General features: G+C 36.5%; 21 protein-coding genes. 14 read left to right on the forward strand and 7 right to left on the reverse strand.

All coding sequences use genetic code 11. The annotated features are described in order from the left end of the window. Nucleotides 1–107 precede the first annotated feature (107 nt). Genes opp3b through BAQ44_RS10480 form a run of 4 tightly spaced genes read left to right on the forward strand, consistent with a single transcriptional unit; the run spans nucleotide 108 to nucleotide 4,040 of the window. Nucleotides 108–1,037: an oligopeptide ABC transporter permease gene (opp3b, locus tag BAQ44_RS10465; protein WP_063260236.1), complete on the forward strand. Its 930-nt coding sequence runs from the start codon at nucleotides 108–110 to the stop codon at nucleotides 1,035–1,037. Then, nucleotides 1,034–2,050 carry an oligopeptide ABC transporter permease gene (opp3C, locus tag BAQ44_RS10470; RefSeq protein ID WP_063260237.1) on the forward strand — a complete coding sequence of 339 codons (1,017 nt, stop codon included), beginning with the start codon at nucleotides 1,034–1,036 and terminating at the stop codon, nucleotides 2,048–2,050. The genes opp3b and opp3C overlap by 4 nt, the downstream gene beginning before the upstream one ends. An 18-nt stretch (nucleotides 2,051–2,068) precedes the next feature. Further along, complete coding sequence (locus BAQ44_RS10475; RefSeq protein WP_000854348.1) at nucleotides 2,069–3,112, forward strand: ABC transporter ATP-binding protein; 1,044 nt, start codon at nucleotides 2,069–2,071, stop codon at nucleotides 3,110–3,112. Next, nucleotides 3,105–4,040 (forward strand): ABC transporter ATP-binding protein, encoded by a 936-nt coding sequence (locus BAQ44_RS10480; RefSeq protein ID WP_000166352.1) that lies wholly within the window; start codon nucleotides 3,105–3,107, stop codon nucleotides 4,038–4,040. Before BAQ44_RS10475 ends, BAQ44_RS10480 begins: the two co-directional genes overlap by 8 nt. 132 nt (nucleotides 4,041–4,172) lie before the next feature. Here the strand turns inward: BAQ44_RS10480 and BAQ44_RS10485 are convergent, their stop codons facing one another. Continuing rightward, nucleotides 4,173–5,618, reverse strand: a complete 1,446-nt coding sequence (locus tag BAQ44_RS10485; RefSeq protein ID WP_071721622.1) for an MATE family efflux transporter — start codon at nucleotides 5,616–5,618, stop codon at nucleotides 4,173–4,175. A gap of 352 nt (nucleotides 5,619–5,970) precedes the next feature. On the opposite strand from BAQ44_RS10485, the gene BAQ44_RS10490 reads away from it, so the two are divergent. After that, entirely contained in the window at nucleotides 5,971–7,617 is a 1,647-nt protein-coding gene (locus tag BAQ44_RS10490) for a peptide ABC transporter substrate-binding protein (protein WP_063260239.1), read from the forward strand. A 28-nt stretch (nucleotides 7,618–7,645) separates the two neighbouring features. On the opposite strand, the gene BAQ44_RS10495 is transcribed toward BAQ44_RS10490, so the two are convergent. Further along, nucleotides 7,646–7,849: a hypothetical protein gene (locus tag BAQ44_RS10495; RefSeq protein WP_071721623.1), complete on the reverse strand. Its 204-nt coding sequence runs from the start codon at nucleotides 7,847–7,849 to the stop codon at nucleotides 7,646–7,648. A 592-nt stretch (nucleotides 7,850–8,441) separates the two neighbouring features. Here BAQ44_RS10495 and spx point away from each other — a divergent pair. Further along, nucleotides 8,442–8,837 carry a transcriptional regulator Spx gene (spx, locus tag BAQ44_RS10500; RefSeq protein WP_000258267.1) on the forward strand — a complete coding sequence of 132 codons (396 nt, stop codon included), beginning with the start codon at nucleotides 8,442–8,444 and terminating at the stop codon, nucleotides 8,835–8,837. Nucleotides 8,838–8,886: 49 nt separating this feature from the next. Here the strand turns inward: spx and BAQ44_RS10505 are convergent, their stop codons facing one another. After that, nucleotides 8,887–9,561: a TerC family protein gene (locus BAQ44_RS10505; RefSeq protein ID WP_071721624.1), complete on the reverse strand. Its 675-nt coding sequence runs from the start codon at nucleotides 9,559–9,561 to the stop codon at nucleotides 8,887–8,889. Nucleotides 9,562–9,901: 340 nt separating this feature from the next. On the opposite strand from BAQ44_RS10505, the gene mecA reads away from it, so the two are divergent. The 4 genes from mecA (at nucleotide 9,902) to pepF (ending at nucleotide 15,404) form a co-directional block, all read left to right on the forward strand. Next, complete coding sequence (gene mecA / locus BAQ44_RS10510; protein WP_000350711.1) at nucleotides 9,902–10,585, forward strand: adaptor protein MecA; 684 nt, start codon at nucleotides 9,902–9,904, stop codon at nucleotides 10,583–10,585. Nucleotides 10,586–10,657: 72 nt separating this feature from the next. Continuing rightward, nucleotides 10,658–12,202, forward strand: coding sequence for a cardiolipin synthase (locus tag BAQ44_RS10515; RefSeq protein ID WP_071721625.1), 1,545 nt, complete (start codon nucleotides 10,658–10,660; stop codon nucleotides 12,200–12,202). Nucleotides 12,203–12,282: 80 nt separating this feature from the next. Then, nucleotides 12,283–13,527: a competence protein CoiA gene (locus BAQ44_RS10520; RefSeq protein WP_071721626.1), complete on the forward strand. Its 1,245-nt coding sequence runs from the start codon at nucleotides 12,283–12,285 to the stop codon at nucleotides 13,525–13,527. A 50-nt stretch (nucleotides 13,528–13,577) separates the two neighbouring features. Then, the gene (gene pepF, locus BAQ44_RS10525; protein WP_061678734.1) at nucleotides 13,578–15,404 is read left to right on the forward strand and encodes an oligoendopeptidase F; all 1,827 of its coding nucleotides are present in this window, start codon (nucleotides 13,578–13,580) and stop codon (nucleotides 15,402–15,404) included. Nucleotides 15,405–15,532: 128 nt separating this feature from the next. Here the strand turns inward: pepF and BAQ44_RS31020 are convergent, their stop codons facing one another. The 4 genes from BAQ44_RS31020 to BAQ44_RS10540 form a co-directional block, all read right to left on the reverse strand. After that, complete coding sequence (locus BAQ44_RS31020; protein ID WP_081110297.1) at nucleotides 15,533–15,706, reverse strand: hypothetical protein; 174 nt, start codon at nucleotides 15,704–15,706, stop codon at nucleotides 15,533–15,535. A gap of 230 nt (nucleotides 15,707–15,936) precedes the next feature. Continuing rightward, complete coding sequence (locus tag BAQ44_RS10530) at nucleotides 15,937–16,830, reverse strand: ClpXP adapter SpxH family protein (protein ID WP_000360655.1); 894 nt, start codon at nucleotides 16,828–16,830, stop codon at nucleotides 15,937–15,939. Then, nucleotides 16,830–17,228, reverse strand: a complete 399-nt coding sequence (locus BAQ44_RS10535; protein WP_000043382.1) for a globin domain-containing protein — start codon at nucleotides 17,226–17,228, stop codon at nucleotides 16,830–16,832. Before BAQ44_RS10535 ends, BAQ44_RS10530 begins: the two co-directional genes overlap by 1 nt. 180 nt (nucleotides 17,229–17,408) lie before the next feature. Continuing rightward, nucleotides 17,409–17,987: a CYTH domain-containing protein gene (locus tag BAQ44_RS10540; protein ID WP_071721627.1), complete on the reverse strand. Its 579-nt coding sequence runs from the start codon at nucleotides 17,985–17,987 to the stop codon at nucleotides 17,409–17,411. A gap of 144 nt (nucleotides 17,988–18,131) precedes the next feature. On the opposite strand from BAQ44_RS10540, the gene BAQ44_RS10545 reads away from it, so the two are divergent. From BAQ44_RS10545 to BAQ44_RS10560, 4 genes are read left to right on the forward strand one after another with little or no spacing between them, the layout of a single operon-like run. After that, a complete protein-coding gene (locus tag BAQ44_RS10545; protein ID WP_001179996.1) occupies nucleotides 18,132–18,503 on the forward strand; it encodes a UPF0738 family protein in 372 nt (123 codons plus the stop codon). Nucleotides 18,504–18,533: 30 nt separating this feature from the next. Next, the gene (yjbM, locus tag BAQ44_RS10550) at nucleotides 18,534–19,172 is read left to right on the forward strand and encodes a GTP diphosphokinase (protein WP_001081480.1); all 639 of its coding nucleotides are present in this window, start codon (nucleotides 18,534–18,536) and stop codon (nucleotides 19,170–19,172) included. Nucleotides 19,173–19,190: 18 nt separating this feature from the next. Further along, nucleotides 19,191–19,988, forward strand: coding sequence for an NAD kinase (locus tag BAQ44_RS10555; protein ID WP_000673190.1), 798 nt, complete (start codon nucleotides 19,191–19,193; stop codon nucleotides 19,986–19,988). 15 nt (nucleotides 19,989–20,003) lie between these two features. Further along, nucleotides 20,004–20,897: an RluA family pseudouridine synthase gene (locus BAQ44_RS10560; RefSeq protein WP_071721628.1), complete on the forward strand. Its 894-nt coding sequence runs from the start codon at nucleotides 20,004–20,006 to the stop codon at nucleotides 20,895–20,897. Nucleotides 20,898–20,936 lie beyond the last annotated feature (39 nt).

The following is a 20,936-nucleotide window of genomic DNA, read 5'->3' on the forward strand; positions in this document are numbered from 1 at the left end:
AAGGGTATATGCCTATGATGGGCATATGCTCTTATTTTAAAAAAATAAAAGTAAGAATATTTTAAACTATCTTATTGCTTTTGAGAAAAACGGGGAGGTGCTTGACTATGGGACGTTATGTATTAAAACGTTTCGTGTACATGGCTTTGACATTATTTTTAATTACTACACTGACTTTCTTTTTGATGAAATTACTTCCGGGTTCTCCGCTTAAAAACCAGGAGAAACTATCACCGGCACAAAAAGAAATCATTCTTGAAAAATATGGTTTGAATGATCCAGTACCAGTTCAATATGCACGTTACTTAGGTAACTTAGCAAAAGGTGATTTAGGGGTATCATTCCAATATGATAACCGTCCAGTAACAGATATGATCGTGGATCGCATTGGACCATCCGCACAACTTGGTTTACAAGCGATTATATTAGGAACATTTATCGGTTTACTTTTAGGAATCGTTGCGGCACTTCGTAACAATACGTGGGTCGATTATGGGGCGACAATTATTTCCGTACTCGGGATGTCGGTACCATCGTTCGTATTCGCCGCATTACTACAATATTTCGTAGGGGTAAAACTTGGTTGGTTCCCAGTAGCCTTCTGGAAAGGGCCAGAGTTTACAGTGATGCCTACGATCGCTTTATCGATGGCAGTTATAGCAACAATCGCACGTTTCTCTCGTGCAGAGTTAATTGAAGTTATGCAAGCTGACTACATTTTAACAGCGAAAGCAAAAGGGATTAGTCAAGGCGTTATCATTGTAAAACACGCACTTCGTAACGCGCTAATTCCAGTTGTAACAATTTTAGGACCAATGGTTGCGGCATTAATTACAGGAACACTCGTTATCGAGCAAATTTATGCAGTACCAGGACTAGGGGAACAGTTCGTTAAATCTATTACAGTGAATGACTATACAGTTATTATGGGAACTACAATTTTCTATAGTGCGATTTTCATCTTAGTTATTTTCATTGTTGATATTTTATACGGAATTATTGATCCTCGAATTCGTTTAGCGGGAGGGAAAAAATGATGAAAGATGTACAAAAATTATCTCCAGATTTATTTCAACAAGCCAATCAAAATAATGTGGATAATGAAGTCATTGCCCGTCCAAGCTTAACGTTTTGGCAAGATGTAAGAAGACGTTTGTTCCAACATAAAGGAGCAATGTTAGGTTTCGTTTTATTAGCGCTTATTGTATTACTAGCAATTTTTGGGCCGATGGTAAGTAAACACTCGTATAAAGAGCAAGACTTAGGTCGTGCGAAATTACCACCGAAAATTCCTGTTATTGAAAATGTTCATTGGCTACCATTTGACGGTACAGATCAATATGGTGTTGACCAATATGAAAAACGTGATATTAAAGAGTATTTCTGGTTTGGTACAGATGATCTTGGACGCGATTTATGGACAAGAACATGGGAAGGTACGCGCGTATCGTTATATATCGCTCTTTTAGCAGCGGCGATTGACTTAGTAATTGGGGTTGCATACGGAGGTATTTCAGCGTTCTATGGCGGTAGAGTAGATAATATTATGCAACGTGTTATGGAGATTATTAACGGTATTCCATACTTAATCATCGTTATTTTAATGGTAATCATTATGGGATCTGGTATATGGTCAATTACACTTGCAATGGCGATTACAGGCTGGATAGGGATGTCGCGGATTGTTCGTGGACAAATCTTAAAGTTAAAAAATCAAGAATATGTATTAGCATCTCGTACATTAGGTGCAACAAATACACAATTAATTGTGAAACATTTAATTCCAAACGTAATGGGACCTATCATCGTAATGACAATGTTTACAATTCCATCAGCGGTGTTTGGTGAAGCGTTCTTAAGTTTCATCGGTTTAGGAATTCAGCCACCATTTGCGTCACTTGGTTCTCTTGTAAATGATGGTTATAAATCAATTCAAACGTATCCACATATGATGTTCATCCCAGCGGTTGTCATCAGTATGTTAATCTTAGCATTCAACTTAATGGCAGACGGATTACGCGACGCGTTAGATCCAAAAATGCGTAAGTAAAAGAGGGGAGAAGTAAAAATGAAAACATTGCTAGAGGTAAAAGATTTGCAAGTCTCCTTTGATACACATGCAGGTGAAGTACAAGCTGTACGCGGTGTTACTTTTGATTTGAAAAAAGGAGAAACATTAGCGATTGTAGGAGAATCTGGTTCTGGTAAATCAGTTACTTCTAAAGCGTTAATGGGATTAATTCCGAATCCTCCAGGACGTATTAAAAACGGTGAAATCGTATTTGAAGGTCGTGACTTAACGAAATTAACAGAAAAAGAAATGCAGCAAGTTCGTGGTAAAGATATCGCAATGATTTTCCAAGATCCTATGACATCATTAAATCCAACGATGACAATTGGGAATCAAATTATGGAAGGCCTTATTAAACACCAAGGGATGAGTAAAGCAGATGCACGTAAAGTTGCATTAGAATTAATCGACCTTGTAGGTATTCCAAATCCAGAAGCACGTTTAAAACAATATCCTCACCAATTCTCAGGTGGTATGAGACAGCGTGTAGTTATTGCGATGGCGTTAGCTTGTAACCCCAAATTATTAATTGCCGATGAGCCGACAACAGCGCTAGACGTTACAATTCAGGCGCAAATTTTAGAACTTATGAAGGACATTCAGCAAAAAACAGAAGCAGCAATCATTTTCATTACGCATGATTTAGGTGTAGTGGCAAACGTTGCGGACCGCGTAGCAGTTATGTACGCTGGTAAAGTTGTTGAAATCGGAACTGTAGACGAAATTTTCTACAATCCAAAACATCCATATACTTGGGGCTTAATCGCATCTATGCCAAGTTTAGATGGTTCAGAAGAAGAGTTATATGCAATCCCTGGAACGCCTCCAGATTTATTAAAGCCGCCAAAGGGAGATGCTTTTGCACCACGTAACCCACAGGCATTGAAAATTGATTTTGAAATGGACCCACCTTTATTTAAAGTAAGTGATACACACTATGCGGCAACTTGGTTACTTCACGAGCAAGCTCCAGAAGTAAGACCGCCGGCAGTTGTTGAAAAACGCATTCTTCAAATGAAAGCAGGTGAACAACATGACTAAACAACGTGAGAAATTAATTGAAGTAAAAAATGTAAAGCAGCACTTCGACGTGAGTGGTGGTGTTGTCAAAGCGGTTAATGATATTTCATTTGATATTTACCGCGGAGAGACATTTGGTCTTGTAGGAGAATCAGGTTGTGGTAAATCTACAACTGGAAGAACGATTATTCGTTTATATGATGCAACTGCTGGTGAAGTATTGTTCGATGGTGAAAATGTACATGGTAAAAAATCACGCGCACAACTGAAGAAGTTCAACCGTAAAATGCAAATGATTTTCCAAGATCCATATGCATCATTAAACCCTCGTATGACAGTAGGGGATATTATTGCAGAAGGTATTGATATTCACGGACTAGCAAAAGGCAAAAAAGAGCGTATGGACCGTGTTCATGAATTATTAATCACAGTTGGTTTAAATAAAGAGCACGCAAACCGTTTCCCTCATGAATTCTCGGGTGGACAACGTCAACGTATCGGTATAGCACGCGCACTTGCTGTAGAACCTGAATTTATCATTGCCGATGAGCCAATCTCAGCACTTGACGTTTCAATCCAGGCGCAAGTTGTAAACTTACTGAAAAAGTTACAAAAAGAAAAAGGTTTAACATACTTATTCATTGCCCATGATTTATCAATGGTAAAATACATTAGTGACCGAATCGGCGTAATGTACCGTGGTCAAATCGTTGAGCTAACAACAAGTGAAGAGTTATATGCGAATCCAATTCATCCATATACGAAATCACTATTATCAGCAATTCCGCTTCCAGATCCAGATTATGAGCGCAATCGTAAACGTATCGTATACGATCCATCTCAGCATGATTATGCTAGTGAAGCACCAACAATGCGTGAAATTCGCCCAGGACATTTCGTATTATGTTCTGAAGCAGAGTATAAGAAATATAAAGAGATTTATCAATAAGAAAAAAGAGCCATTCTTCCGCTACAGAAGGATGGCTCTTTTTCTATTCTATAAACAGTTGTATTGTTAACATTTGTCGGTAAGTGAATATAAATGTTATTTTCCAATGAATGCATTTTAATTAAACGAGTATTACTGTGCCTGAACAGAAATACTCTCCTCTTGTTCTTCTGGTTTAACGAGTGCATAACGTTCCCACGCTCTACTTTTCCAGCGGAAGAACATAATGATGGCACGTGTCCATTCATCAATAGCAATCGCTAACCAAATACCAACGAGCCCCATATCTAAATGGAAGGCGAAAAAGTAACCGAGTGGTAAACTCATTAACACCATAGAGAATGCTCCGATTAAAACGGGGTACTTTGCATCGCCAGCCGCGCGAAGTGAATTGATAATGACGATGTTCATCGTACGTCCCGTTTCAAGTAGTACGCTTAGTAAAAGAACTGACGCACCTAACGCAATAATGTGCGGATTATCTGTAAATAGTCCCATTAATTGTGTACGGAATGTAATAACGAGAGCGACCATACATAAAGTGACTCCAATTGCCCACTTTACACTTTTCCATACGCGTTCATACGCTTCGTCTTTTTCACCACCGCCAACGAGGCGTCCGATAATAATGGCTGTTCCCATACCGATCGCAATCGCGAATAAATAAGTGAACATAGAAATATTCGTAGCGTATTGTCTAGCCGCTAATGATTCCGTTCCTAAGTATGTTGCATAGTATAAGAAGACAATTTGGCAAGCTTGATACATAACCTGCTCAAATGCAGATGGAATCCCGATTTTTAAAATTTTTCCGATGTATTCCTTTGATAAGGTGAAGTAATATTGTAATTTCACACGGTATTCCATAACGCGGTACAGTAACCAGAAGAAAACGATAAGTGCGATTAATCTGCTGACAGCAGAAGAAATGGCAGCCCCTTGTACACCGAGCTCAGGGAAACCAAATTTCCCAAAAATGAGTACGTAGTTTCCAGCGATATGAATAATATTCATTCCAAGTGAAATAAACATCGCTTGCTTTGTGAAGCCATGTACGCGGATAATTGCGGCTAATGAATTAATAATAGCTTGAAGGAAAATAGCGCCTCCGACGATGGATAAATAGCCTTGCGCATACATGAGTACATCGCCTTGTAAGTTCATTGCCATCATCATATGTTTTGAAAATAAAAGAAAACCAGCGCTTATAATGAGTCCGACCACTAAATTTAATGTGACGGCTAAAGCTGATATTTTTGATGCTTCCATAAAACGTTTGGAACCGAGGTATTGAGATACGACGATAGCTGCGCCGTTCCCGATGACTTCAAGTACCAAAATAGCGATATGGAGGTATTGATTCGCTGCACCAACCCCAGATACAGCATCGTCTGATAATGCACTTAACATGAAAGTATCAGCGATCCCCATTAACATAAATAGAAAAACTTCTAGAAAAATAGGCCATGTTAATAAGAATAAACTTAATTTCTCTGTCGGTCCGTTTTTTGCCTGAATTGCTGTCATGTCCGTCCCCTCTTTACCGATATCTATTTTTAGCAAAGTGTATCGTAACATACTTTCTTATCCTTTGCACTCATTTTAACCTACATATCTTTATTATGAAGGGAGCGCTATTTTATGATAAAAAGAGAAGGATAATTATGCACAAAGTATTATAAAATATAAAATTTATTTTTCTCTGATAATTTAGAAAAATATAAAAATGGTTATTTTCAACACTTTAGTAAGGATAATCAGCAATATGAAACGTTTACAAAGGTTTATTTTTTAACAGAAAATTTTAATAAAATAGAAATATAAATATACAAAAAATATATTTGTGTGTATAATATGAATTGTTAGAACATATATATATTTCTATTTGTTTGAAAATGAAAGGGCTAACATTTTTGTGGAGGGTGGAAGTATGAAAAAAAAGATACCAGTTTTTGTAGCGTCAACAGTAGCGATGAGCATGATGTTAGGGGCATGTAGCTACCAAAAAGATGAACCGCAAGCGAACGCAAAAGGGGATAGCGGGAAAAGCGGTGCGAAGCAAGTTATTAACTTAATTGAAACACAAGAAATTCCAACGATGGATCCAGCGTTATCAGCTGATGCAGTTTCTTCAAGAGTAATGACTAATACGATGGAAGGCTTATACAGTTTAGGGAAAGATGATAAGCTAGTTCCTGGTGTAGCGAAGGAATTCCAAAAGTCAGAAGACGGTAAAAAATATACATTTAAATTACGTGAAGACGCAAAATGGTCAAATGGTGAGCCTGTGACGGCGAAGGATTTCGTATACGCATGGCAAAGAGCGATTAACCCAGATACAGCTGCGAAATCAGCGTACATTATGTATGATATAAAAAATGCAGAGAAAATTAATAAAAAAGAGATGAGTCCAGATCAATTAGGCGTGAAAGCGATTGATGATCATACATTAGAAGTGGAATTAGACAATTCAATTCCATACCTTGTAGATTTAATGGTATATCCAATCTTCTATCCTGTGAATGAAAAGTTTGTGAAAGAGCAAGGTACGAAGTTTGGTTTGGAAGCGAATACAACACTTTATAATGGACCATTTACATTAAGTGATTGGCAACATGAACGTAGCTTTAAAATGACAAAGAGCGCGTCATATTGGGACAATAAAGAAGTGAAGATTGAGGAAGTAAACTTTAATATTGTAAAAGATACGTCTACGCCAATTAATTTATATGAAACAAACGCAGTCGATCGAGCGACGTTATTAGCAGAGTTCATCGATAAATATAAAGGAAAACCGGATTTCCAAACAGTAGAAGATACATCTGTATTCTTCCTTCGTTTAAATCAAAAAGACCCAGCTTTAGCAAATAAAAATATTCGTAAAGCAATTTCACTTGCTTTTGAACGTAAGCCGTTCGTTGATACATTATTAAATAACGGTTCTAAGCCAGCAACAGGATTAATTCCTGATAACTTCATTAAAGGGCCAGATAAGAAAGACTTCCGTGCTGTAAATGGAGATATTGTAAAACCAAACGTGAAAGAAGCGAAGAAGTATTGGGAAGCTGGTAAAAAAGAACTTGGTAAAAATGAAATCGAATTAGAGTTATTAAATGAAGATGTTGAATTATCGAAGAAAACAGGTGAATATTTAAAAGGTGAGTTAGAAAAGAATTTACCAGGTTTAACAGTGAAAATTAAACAACAACCATTCGCGCAAAAACTAAAACTAGAAGATGCGGGCGATTATGTGATGTCATTCTCTGGATGGAGTGCAGACTTCCCAGATCCAGTTACATACCTTGATATGTTTGTGACGGACGGATCGCAAAATAAAATGAAATACTCTAATCCGAAATATGATGAAATTATCATGAAAGCGAAGAAAGATGGAAGCGATGTAAATGCCCGTTGGAAAAACTTACTAGAAGCAGAGAAAATGTTACTTGATGACGCTGCGATTGTTCCAGTATATCAACGTGGTAGAGCATATATACAAAGAGAATCAATTAAAAATATGTACAACCATAAATATGGCGGCGATTTAAGCTTTAAATGGGCGTCAGTAGAGAAATAAGAAAAAAGCAGGTGATTGCCTGCTTTTTTTAATACGTACGTTTCTTATAAATACCTTTCCCGCCAACTTGATTCCAGCCGGATTGCACATCCAAACTTTTATTAACAAACTTCATCTTTTCTTTTCCGCCAAAGAGTTTTTCACCAATGTTATTTGTAATGACACCAATCAATGCTGTTATTCCGATGATGAGGGCAGCAACCGTGACAAAATCAATAAAAAAAGCAATCATTTGCAAATTCCCCCTTTGCCTGTCTGTATGTTTATTGTATGAGATAAAAGACAAAAAAGAAAGAAATGTCAGAAAAATAATGGATTTATTTTAGAAATCGTATAGACACGAATGAGAATGTTTGTTAAAATAAGAACAAACGTTCCTTTTCATTCTCACTTGTATAGTCTTACATTTCTTAATTGATTTATCAAGAAAAGGTAAGAAAACGTTCTCTTTTTCATAGGAAAGATTCTGGAACAATAACTATATATCATATGAATAATCTATGAAAAGCAAGCGTTAAGAGGGTTGGAGGTATTGTTAAAGTACAGATAAAGCGAGTGTGATCATGTTACATAGCAGTGGAATGCACGGAAGAGTTTTCTCAATTAGAAGGAAATTTACTGTATATTTCTTGCAAAATCTATTGTATAATGATTATAGAAGTTACTTATTAAAAGTAATTGTTGTTTGCTAAAAGTTGTTGCTTACATGAAATGCGATTTTTGCACTTTGTTTTAAGACAAGGTATCGCAAAAAATTGCTGAATTTAGAAATTTAAACTGTAATTAGTACAGAATTTGTACTCTTTAAGGAGAGTGAGCTTTGTATGGTAACATTATATAGTTCTCCAAGCTGTACGTCTTGTAGAAAGGCGAAATTATGGCTAGAGGAAAATCATATTCCTTATACAGAACGTAATATTTTCTCAGATCCATTAACGATTGAGGAAATTAAAGAGATTTTACGTATGACAGAAAGCGGAACGGATGAAATTATTTCTACTCGTTCGAAAGTTTTCCAAGAATTAAATGTAAACTTAGAGTCTTTACCACTTCAAGATTTATATAAGATGATTCGTGACTATCCAGGGATTTTACGTCGTCCAATTATGATTGACGAGAAACGCCTTCAAGTAGGTTACAATGAAGACGAAATCCGCCGTTTCTTACCACGTACTGTAAGAACGTTCCAATTACGTGAAGCACAGCGTCTTGTAAATTAATTATAATAATATGAAAACCTTCTACTTATTATATAGTAGAAGGTTTTTTTTAATGTTTCACATTCCGTAATCGAACTTGTTGCACGATAATACCGATGCATAAAATGGTGAAAATAAATAAGTAAGGAATGCTTGCAGTGAAACTTGGGTTGTTATGAAAAAAGGTTGCAAGTCGGTCTTCATGTGTGACCATTTTTCCTGCTGTATAGGCGAGAATCGCTGCCCCGCAATAAATGAGGAATGGAAAGCGTTCCATAAGTATTAAAATGAGTTTGCTGCCCCAAATAATAATCGGGATAGAGATGAGTAAGCCGATTATTACGAGTAATAATCTTCCGTGAGCTGCCCCTGCAATGGCAATAACGTTGTCAAATCCCATAACAAGGTCCGCGAATACGATTGTACGCACAGCTTGAAATAAAGTTGTTTTTCCTTGAATAGAAGAAAGATCGTTGCTATCATCGGTTAGTAAATTTACTGCAATTAATGTAAGTAAAACGCCGCCGATAAGTTGCAGAAATGGAATGTCGAGTAAATAGACAGCTAGTATAGTAAGGAGAATTCTTAGTACGATTGCTAAAAGAGTACCAATCAAAATGGCTTTATTTCGTTTCGATTCAGGTAAATTTCGGCTAGCCAGTGCGATGACGATTGCGTTGTCACCACCTAGTACAACATCGATACCGACAATCATTAGTACAGATGTTAAAAACTCTAAGTCCATTCGTCTGCCTCCATTTATGATGTTTTAATAAGCGAACTATATGTATGTGGTGAAGAGAGAGTAAATCATCTTCTCTAATAAAAGTTTCACTTTATTACAGTGTACGGGGGAAGGTGGAAATGTATGTCCAAATTTTTTGTGAGTAAGAAATCGCTATAATGATATATTTGTGTAGACAATCGAATAAAGATAGGCATATAACTATTTTTGTAAAATAAATCGATTTTATTTCCATTCTGGAGAATCTTATCATAAAATGAGAGTACAAGAATCTATTGATTTGTCATATGAGTGGGGAATCCCTTCATAACAATTCCAAACAGGAAGGGAGAGTTGTATTTTGGATATTGAAAGAATAAATGACCATACGATGAAATTTTTTATTACGTACATTGATATAGAGGACAGAGGCTTTAATCGTGAGGAAATTTGGTATGACCGCGAACGAAGCGAAGAGCTCTTTTGGGAAATGATGGACGAAGCTCGTGATCATGACGATTTCTTTATTGATGGGCCGTTATGGATTCAAGTGCAAGCAGTCGATAAAGGGATTGAAGTACTTGTTACGAAAGCAGAGCTTTCAAAGGATGGACAAAAGTTAGAACTACCAATAGGTGTAGATAAAATCATAGACATTCCTCTAGATGAAGGCATTGAATCATTATTCCAGCAAGAATTAGTGGAAGAGGTAGAAGAGCAAGCAGGAACAAACTTTAACGAAGATGGTACGTTTGGCTTTTTAATTAAGTTTAATGATTTTGAAGATGTCATTTCATTAAGCCACCGTCTTATCTTTGAAGATATAAAAGATGAGCTGTATTCATTTGAGAACCGCTATTATGTATATGTGGAATTCGATGAAGTGCTACATGATGAAGAAGAAATTGATCGTATTTTAAGTATTGTTTTAGAGTACGGAGAAGAATCAACATTAACAATTCATCGTGTAAGTGAGTATGGGAAACAAATTGTGAAAGAGCATGCGCTTGAAACAATTCGCAATAATTTTCCTGCTAAAACGTAGGCCGATTTCTGTAGTATGAAATCGGCTTTTTATATGAAGAATAGGAAAGCTTTCTTAGTAAGGAGGTAAGAGATGAAAAATACGTTAAAGTTGATTTTCTTTGTTTTACTATTGTTCGCATTATTTGTTTCGTTACGTATGTTTATTGATGTAGCATTTTATTCGGATGTGATCGGGATAAAAGATGTGTCGATCCTAGGTATTATTAGTATTTTATTTACAGTATCTGCATTTTTAATTGGCTGCGTGATTTTCTTAGAGAACCGTCATCCGTCAAAAACACTTACATGGCTCATTGTGTTAGGTATTTTTCCGGTATTTGGATTCTTCGCTTATTTATTATTCGGACAGAACTTTCGGAGGAAGAGAATGTTCCAAAAGAAGGCGTTGCTCGATGAACAAGCGTTTTTACAATATAAGGGACATGAAGATTATGAAGAACGGATTTTGCGCAATCATAAGCATCAAGAGCTGTTATTTCGTTTAGCGGACCGCTTAGGCGCTTTAAATATTTCATTTCAAACTGAAACGAGAACATTAACAAATGGAGATGAAACGTTTCAGGCCATTTTAGATGGATTAAAACGAGCGAAACATCATATTCATATGGAATATTACATTGTGCGTGATGATAAGCTTGGAACAGAAATTAAAGATATTTTAATACAAAAATCAAAAGAAGGCGTAGTTGTTCGTTTTTTATATGATGCGGTTGGAAGTTTTAGATTATCGAATTCGTATATTGAAGAATTAAACGACGCAGGTGTTGAAATGATTCCGTTTTTCCCTGTGCGCTTTCCGATTTTAAACGATAAGATTAATTATCGAAATCACCGAAAAATCGTTATTATTGATGGGAATGAAGGTTTTGTAGGTGGATTAAATATTGGTGATGAATATTTAGGGAAGGATAAGTACTTCGGCTTTTGGCGAGACACGCATTTATATTTGCATGGTGAAGCTGTTCAAAGCTTACAACTTATCTTCCTTCAAGATTGGTTTTATATGACTGGAGAGGCTGTGCTAGCCCCTGAATATTTACAAGCGAAAGCAGTTGAGGGGGATCATTGGGGAGGCGTGCAGCTCGTTGCAGGTGGACCGGATAATAAATGGGAAACAATTAAACATTTATATTTTGCTATGATTTCTTCTGCACGGAAATCCATTTGGATTGCGACGCCGTATTTCATTCCGGATGATGATATTTTATCTGCATTAAAGGTAGCGGCACTTGCTGGTATTGATGTTCGTTTATTAATGCCGAGTAAGCCCGATAAGCGCACCGTCTTTTACGCATCGAGATCGTACTTCCCGGAGCTTTTAGATGCAGGGGTAAAAATATATGAATATGAAAAAGGTTTTCTCCATAGTAAAGTTGTCATTGTCGATTCTGATTTAGCTTCAATTGGGACAGCTAATATGGATATGAGAAGTTTTCATTTGAACTTTGAAGTAAATGCCTTTTTATATGATACAGACAGCATTCGAAAACTCGTTCAAGACTTTAAAGAGGATATAGAAGAATCAAGTGAAATTCATGTCGATCGTTTTCATAAAAGGCGTCTTCATAGACGGATTGTGGAATCGACGTATCGATTATTATCACCTTTATTATAAAAAGAGATGTCCCAAATTGGGACATCTCTTTTTTAAAAGGAATTTGTAATAAATTGTAGAATATAAGGAGCTGAAAGGGTGTGATTCTGATGTTTATCGCTAAAAGAGAAAACGGAGAAAAAATTCATCTACTCTATCATCATGATGAAGAGCTTTTACATCGTATGCGTAAAAGGGAAAGCTTCTTTTGCATAGCTTGCGGGAAAGAAGTGCAAATGAAATTAGGGAAACAAAAAAGTTGGCATTTTGCTCATAAGAAAATGGACGCGTGTCTTGCCTTTTATGAAGCGGAATCTATGTATCATATGCACGGTAAAGAATTGTTATATAGGTGGTTCAAACGTCAAAGCTTCCCCGTATATATAGAGCACTATCTTCCAGAAATCCAGCAACGACCAGATATTTTTATAGAGAGAGCGGGGAGAACAATTGCGATTGAATATCAATGCGCAAATCTTTCTATAGAGCAGCTGTACAAACGAACCTATTCGTATTGGCGAGTTGGTATACAGGTCATTTGGATCATTGGTGGAAATCAATTGAAAAAGCAATCAGCATATTGGATGAAATTCTCCTCACTTATGGCTTTCTCCTTACAATCTTATCCTCAGCCATTTCTTATTTTTTTCTGTCCGAAACAAAAATTATTTATGAAATGCGCGTTTCTCACTTCATTTTCTACAAGCATCTCTTTCTCACATATTATATATTTACCAACTGAAACGACTACTTTTGAAATGCTCTTTTCTCCCGTTTCTTTCCGAAAAGAAACATTAGGTGAGGAATGGAAACAGCGAAAGAGCTACTTTCGGCAAAATGCTCTGCCGATTTGGAATTACAATCATAAGTCACTATTACGCCTCTTATATCAATGTAAATGTACCCCAGCAAATTTTCCTTCTGAAATTGGTGTGCCGCTCCCGTCTTCATTTGCTTTTCAAACAAATCCATTTATATGGCAAGCTTTTCTATATATGAAGTGTATAGGCGAGCTTGCGGTAGGCGATTATATTTCCCTCGGGTATGCGTGTAGTTATGTGAAAAAATATACGAAAAGGCGTATGCTCCCGTACTTTTCACAGCATATATGGAAAGTGGCAATTACTGAATATATGGTATTTCTGTGTTATGCAGGTGTATTGCAGAAAGTGGGGACTTATAAGTACCGGAAAAAAAGGGGTGTAGTCATACTGAAAACAGAGGAGGAAATTATGAAATATGATGAAATTTGCTTAGCGTATGCCTTATCTTTATTTGAGGAAAAGTACAACATGAGAGAAGGAAAAGGGGATATAATAAAGACTGATCGTGAAGGAATTACATAAGAAAAATCGAATTGTATGTAAGTAGAGATATTTAAAGGAGGGCTTAAAGGATGTCTGAACAAAACACAGCAAAAACATTACCAGATCGCAAAGAGATTGAAGAATCAAGTACGTGGCGATTAGAAGATATTTTCCAAACAGATGCAGAATGGGAAAAAGAATTCCAAGCCATTAAAGAGCTATTACCGAAGTTAACTGAATTTAAAGGGAAACTTGGTGACTCTGCGAACAATTTACTTGAAGCATTACAATATGAAGATGAAATTTCAATGCGATTAGGTAAGCTATATACATATGCACATATGCGTTACGATCAAGATACAACAAACTCTGTGTATCAAGCGTTAAATGACCGCGCGACAAATTTATATTCACAAGTATCTAGTAGCACAGCATATATTGTGCCTGAAATTTTATCGATTTCAGAAGATACACTGCAAACATTCTTGAAAGAAAATAGAGACTTAAGTGTATATGAACATGCTTTAGAAGAAATTACGCGTCAACGCCCGCACGTATTATCTGAAGCGGAAGAGGCTCTATTAGCAGAAGCATCTGAAGTAATGAGTGCATCAAGTAATACATTTGGTATGTTGAATAATGCGGATTTGAAATTCCCATCTATTAAAGGTGAGGATGGAGAAGAAGTAGAAATTACACATGGTCGTTACATTCAGTTTTTAGAAAGTGATGATCGTCGTGTGCGCGAAGATGCATTCAAAGCTGTATATGAAACGTACGGAAAATATAAGAATACATTTGCAAGTACGTTAAGCGGAGCTGTGAAACGTAATAATTTCAACGCCCGTGTTCGTAAATACGATTCTGCACGTCAAGCGGCATTAAGTAATAATAATATTCCTGAAGCTGTGTATGATCAACTTGTTGAATCTGTAAATGATAATTTACATTTGCTACATCGTTACATTGATATTCGTAAGCGTGCACTAGGGCTTGATGAGCTTCATATGTATGATTTATATACACCACTTGTACCAGAAGTGAAAATGAACGTGAAGTATGAAGAAGCACAAGACATGTTATTAAAGTCTTTAAACGTGCTTGGTGATGAGTATGTTGACATTTTAAAAGAAGCATATGAAAATCGCTGGGTAGATGTGTATGAGAATAAAGGAAAACGAAGCGGAGCATATTCATCTGGTGCATACGGAACAAATCCGTATATTTTAATGAACTGGCATGATAATGTAAATAATTTATATACACTTGCTCATGAGTTCGGTCATTCTGTGCATAGTTACTACACAAGAAAAACGCAGCCGCACGTATACGGTGATTATTCAATCTTCGTTGCAGAAGTAGCATCAACTTGTAATGAAGCGCTTCTAAACGATTATTTATTAAAAACGACAGAAGATAAGAAAGAGCGTCTATACTTATTAAATCATTATTTAGAAGGATTCCGTGGTACTGTATTCCGTCAAACGATGTTCGCAGAGTTTGAGCATATTATTCATAAGAAAGTACAAGAGGGACATGCGGTTACGCCAGACATGTTAACGGAGATCTACTATGATTTAAATAAGAAATATTTCGGTGATTCTTTAGTAATCGATGAAGAGATTGGTTTAGAGTGGTCTCGTATTCCGCACTTCTACTACAACTATTACGTATATCAATACGCAACAGGATTTAGTGCAGCAACAGCTCTATCTAAACAAATTTTAGAAGAGGGGCAACCAGCAGTAGAACGTTACATTAATGAGTTCTTAAAAGCAGGAAGCTCAGATTATCCAATTGAAGTGCTGAAAAAAGCTGGAGTAGATATGGCATCTCCAGAACCGGTAAAAGAAGCATTGCAAGTATTTGAAGAGAAATTAAATGAATTAGAAGCATTATTATTTGAAGAGAAGTAATAGTAAAGACGAGGAATTTACCTCGTCTTTTTTGTTTTGAATCTTTTTTGTCGATATTTGTCGAAAAAATTCAAGTGAATTGCCTTCTTTTTTCTAAATTAGAAGGCAATTTTGCGATTTTTTTGTAGTTAAAACCCTTTAAATCGTTTTTTATGGTTGAAATAAGAGAGAGCGATGACAATGACTCCAAATAAAAGAGGAAAGGCAATAATTTTAGGAAAAGCTTGTAGTAGAGAGAGGATGTACAAGAAAAAAGAAACGATGACAGCTAGTAAGAGAAGTAAAATATACGTTTTTTTCATACAGAACACCTCCAAAATGGCTTTTTTATAGCTTATTCAGAAATGAAAACGTTTAGAATGTGACAAAAGTGTGAAATTCGACAAAAGGGGTTGTCATCTGACGTCGAATCTTGTAATATAATAAGCGTGAACGAATTCACATACAAACATATACCCCTTTGTTTGAACGTGAAAATTTCTCCCATCCCCTTTAATATTTTTATAAGCCGTAAAGAAAAAGACCTGGTGTTTTACACCAGGTCTTTTTCTTTTGCTATCCATTTCCAATAACGCTCACATTTTACGTCAATCATTTGTACTTTTCGTTTCAGTTGTAATTTTTTCAGTTCACGCTCGATTTCTTGTTGTGAGCAGTCATATATAAATGCTACTTCTTTTGAAGAGATAAATTGCGTTGCTTCCAATAAAACTTCTAAAGGTGGTAATGGCTCTGGCTCAATTTCACATTTTACAAGTTCTTTCAATAATTGTACGTATACGTCGTAAGAATAAGTTCCAGCGATTTTAATACCTTCTTCATCTGAATTCGCATGAAAAAATACGAGAGAAGGTATTTCTGTAATATGCATCTCATTTGTGAATTTTAAGTCACATTGGAAAGCTTTTTTTGCGCTAGTGGAATGTAGGTCTTTTTTAAATTCTTCTACATCAATACCGCTATCTCTTGCACATGCAAGTAATAATTCACAATCAGGGTTTGATACATTTTCAAGGAAAATGTATTCTTGGAGTTTTCGCAAAAACTTCGAACCTGCTTTTCGGCCCTGCAACTCCGCTGCCTTAATTGCCATCGAAACTAAATAGGGTGTTGACGATGCCTCTTGCATATGTACCTTTCCATCACATGAAAAACCTTGTAAACTTGTTGTCTTTTCCCACACAAATCGAATATTAGCAGGTTTATTCCATTTGTGTGAGGAAGCGTTCGTTCCGTCCACTTTTCCTGTTACGATATGACGAATAGAGAAGTATTTCCCGTATTCAAGCCATAGTTTAATAATAAAGGGCTCAATTTCCCAGCAATCTTTACAAAGTGGATCAATAAATAAATATGCTTCTACAGACTTATGCTCACATGCGGAAGGAGATGGCATATTGATATGCTTTGCTTCCTGCTTATCCATTACACTTCACCTGTTTCGTTTGGAGTATTAACCATATGCTGAGCAGTTAATGCTAAACGTTCAAAAACAAACTCTCTTATATGACCGTGCACTCCTGTGTCATCCATTGCTTGCTCCATACATGATAGCCAAGCCTCTGCTCGTTTTGGAGTAATCTCAAACGGAAGATGGCGTGCTCTTAACATAGGATGACCATGTTCTTCAGTGTACAAATTAGGACCACCTAAATATTGCGTTAAAAATTGTTTCTGCTTCCTAGCGGTTTCTGTTAAATCATCCGGGAAGATGGGAGATAGGTCAGGGTGTTTGCTGACATAGGAATAAAATGTGTCTACTAATATTGCAATGCATTGTTCACCGCCAATTGCTTCAAATGGTGTCATCGGTTGCTTGCTCATCCTTTATAAACTCCTTTTTCCATGAAATGTATATCTATTGTAGCAATGGAATGTTCCAGAGGGCAAATAAATAGCCTTCATAACGTTCTTTGCTTATTCTACAGATGTAAAAGAATCTTTTCCTTTTAAAAAGTGAGATATATCCACTAGTAGAACGTATTCACTAGTGGAATTTTCACTTTAGCGTGCTTTGTTTTGTTTGGCAAGGAAAAAGCGTTTTACTTTATTATTTGTATGACGGATTGGTATGTCGTGCTGCTTTAATAAATGAATAAATGCAGCTTTGCCTGTTTCCTCATCTTGCACTTCAAATTCAATTTCATAATCATCGTGATTGTAATAGAAACTATGATCAAAGACAAGTGTTCCGCCTTCAAATAGCGTTTCGGCTCTTTCAGTTGTTAAACTACCCATATAAGTTAAAGCGGAAACAGGAATTTGTAATTTGTGTAGTTGATCCATTACAGCCCCTGAAATGATTACGTTTGTTTCCATCATTATTCTTGCTTCGTCTTCTGTTACGACTTGATGCGTTTCCAACAAGCCGACTTCTGCAGGTTGTTTCAATGTTAATGTATAAGTTTCTCCTTTATGACGAATACGAAGTGCAGAGCCAGCTTCTTTTAATGAGAAGCCCGGTGTTTCAAAGTAGTGATTCACCTGTTTCGTAAATACCTCAATAGAGAATGATTTACATAATGTATCGAATTCTTCTTCTGTAACAATATTTTTAAATTCAATTTCAATTTCTTGTGTCATTGTATGCGCTCCTTTTGAAAAATAATTCTTTACACATTATCGCTTTTTCACAAATTTGGTTCAATGTTTTATTTGTTTGCGTCCATGTTATGATACAATAATACTGTTAAGTAAGACAGGAAGTTGAGATGGAGGAGTTAGAGCATGCAAAATAAAATTCAAGTTAAGAGCGTAGAAAAGAGAGAGAATGCGCTTATTTTTTGTGCGGAAAATAATGAAATAGAGGTAAAGGAGTTAAGTGCGCGTAATCACGTACTTGTAGACTCAGACAATTTATCATTTTTATATATTTTAGAAAACGAATCATCTTTCATCTATGTAAGTATTCCGCACACATGCTGGGAAGCAATGCATGAAGCGATGAATAACGATATAGTAATGTTCGTTCGTGTGAATGACGTTGAAATGGAATTAGAAAATTTAAAAGAAGAAGTAGAATATTTAGTTGAAAATATTGAAGGTAATGCAAATTACGGAGAAGAACTAGTAACTGCTGTAGAAAAAGTATTTCTATAAGCAAATGGATTGATTTTGGTGGTGGTTGAAATGAATCGAAATTGGGAAGAATTTTTAGCACCTTACCATCAAGCGGTGGCAGAGCTGAAAGTGAAACTAAAAGGAATGCGTACTCAATTTGCAATGTTAACAGAGCATTCTCCAATTGAGTTTGTAACAGGAAGGGTAAAGTCGGTTGCTAGTATTATTGATAAAGCGGAGAAGAGAAATGTACCGCTAGATCGGCTAAGAGAAGATATGCAAGACATCGCGGGCCTTCGAATGATGTGTCAATTTGTTGATGAGATTAAGCCTGTTGTAGAATATCTTCGAAAACGAAATGACTTTGAAATCGTGGAAGAACGTGATTATGTCACGCAAAAGAAAGATAGCGGCTATCGCTCTTATCACGTTGTCATTAGTTACCCCGTTCAAACGATTCAGGGAGAAAAAAAAGTATTGGTAGAAATCCAAATACGCACGTTAGCAATGAATTTTTGGGCAACAATTGAGCATTCTTTAAATTATAAATATAGTGGACGTTTTCCTGAAGATATTAAAATACGCTTGCAACGCGCAGCGGAAGCGGCGTTTTTATTAGATGAAGAAATGTCTTCTATTCGTCTTGAGATTCAAGAAGCGCAGAAAGCTTTTTCAAGAAAACAAGAAACGAAAGATTCCGAATCATAAACTAAAGGGTGTTGGGCGATGAAATTTACAATTATGTCAAAGGGAGATCAATCATCAGATACACTGGCAAGCACGATGAAAGAATACTTGCTAGATTTTGGATTTATAATGGATGAAAAGGAACCCGATATTGTAATTTCTGTTGGGGGAGATGGAACGCTTTTATATGCGTTTCATCGTTATTATAATCGATTGGATGAAACAGCATTTGTTGGTGTACATACAGGGCATTTAGGTTTCTATGCAGATTGGTTACCGACAGAAGTAGAGAAATTAGTAATTGCAATTGCTAAAACACCATTCCAAGTGGTGGAATATCCGCTTTTAGAAGTGATTATTCGCTATGTGAATGGGAGTAAAGAGTCACAGTATTTGGCGATGAATGAAGCAACTGTGAAAAGTGCGGAAGGTACATTAGTAACAGAAGTGGAAATACGCGGAGAGTACTTTGAAACGTTCCGCGGGGATGGCCTTTGTATCTCTACTCCTTCTGGAAGTACTGCGTATAATAAGGCGCTTGGCGGAGCGATTATTCACCCTTCTATTGAAGCGATTCAAATTGCAGAAATGGCATCTATTAATAACCGTGTGTTTCGTACTGTAGGCTCGCCACTCGTACTGCCGAAGCATCATACATGTGTGTTGAAGCCGGCTGCAGGAATGAACTTACAAATTACTGTGGACCATTTAACGATGGTGCATCAAGATGTGAAATCAATCCAGTATCGCGTTGCAAACGAGAAAGTACGATTTGTTCGTTTCCGTCCATTCCCGTTCTGGAAACGAGTTCGTGACTCGTTTGTTGCAGATAAATAGAAAGGGTTTATATATTTGAACAGATTTACATTGAAATGGGATATAGAATCGGCTGAAGAGGGAACTTTAGTTAGAGAATTTTTAAAAACAAAAGGGATTTCTAAAGCCGCATTAACGGATATAAAATTTCACGGCGGAGCTATTGAAGTAAATGATCAACATGCGAGCGTTCGTCATCAGTTGCAAGCTGGTGAAGAATTACGTGTCTTTTTTCCAGTGGAGGAAAGAAGTGAAGGGATGATTGCAGAAGATATCCCTTTATGTATTGTATATGAAGATGATGCGGTTCTTGTCATAAACAAAGAGGCGAACATGTCAACGATTCCGTCTAGAGAACATCCGGCAGGGAGTGTTGCGAATGCGCTCTTATGTCATTATGATAAGCAGCATCTTGCAAGTACAGTGCACATCGTAACAAGGTTAGATCGTGATACTTCAGGGCTTATGCTCATTGCAAAAAATCGTTTCGTGCATCATCTTTTATCGAAACAGCATCAACAAAAAGCTGTGAAAAGAACGTATGAAGCAATCGTTCATGGTGAGATGGTTGAACGAGAAGGAACAATTGACGCACCGATTGGACGAAAATCGGATAGCATTATTGAGCGAATAGTTTGTGAAGATGGGCAAAGAGCAGTTACTCATTTTAGAGTGATGGATAGCGCTAATCATAAGACGCATGTATCACTTGAGCTTGAGACAGGAAGAACGCATCAAATTCGTGTACATATGGCTCATATAGGCCACCCGTTACTTGGTGATGATTTATATGGAGGACGAAGAGATGTGATAAAACGTCAAGCACTTCATAGTACATCTTTGACGTTTTATCATCCTATTTTAGAGAAGGAAATGTCTTTCACTACAACGATTCCAAGCGATATGGAAGAGGTAGTAAGGCATACTTAAAAAGGGAACAAAATTCTTATGTAATGAAGAATTTTGTTC

This window comes from Bacillus mobilis (assembly GCF_001884045.1).
In the GTDB taxonomy this organism is placed as follows: domain Bacteria; phylum Bacillota; class Bacilli; order Bacillales; family Bacillaceae_G; genus Bacillus_A; species Bacillus_A mobilis.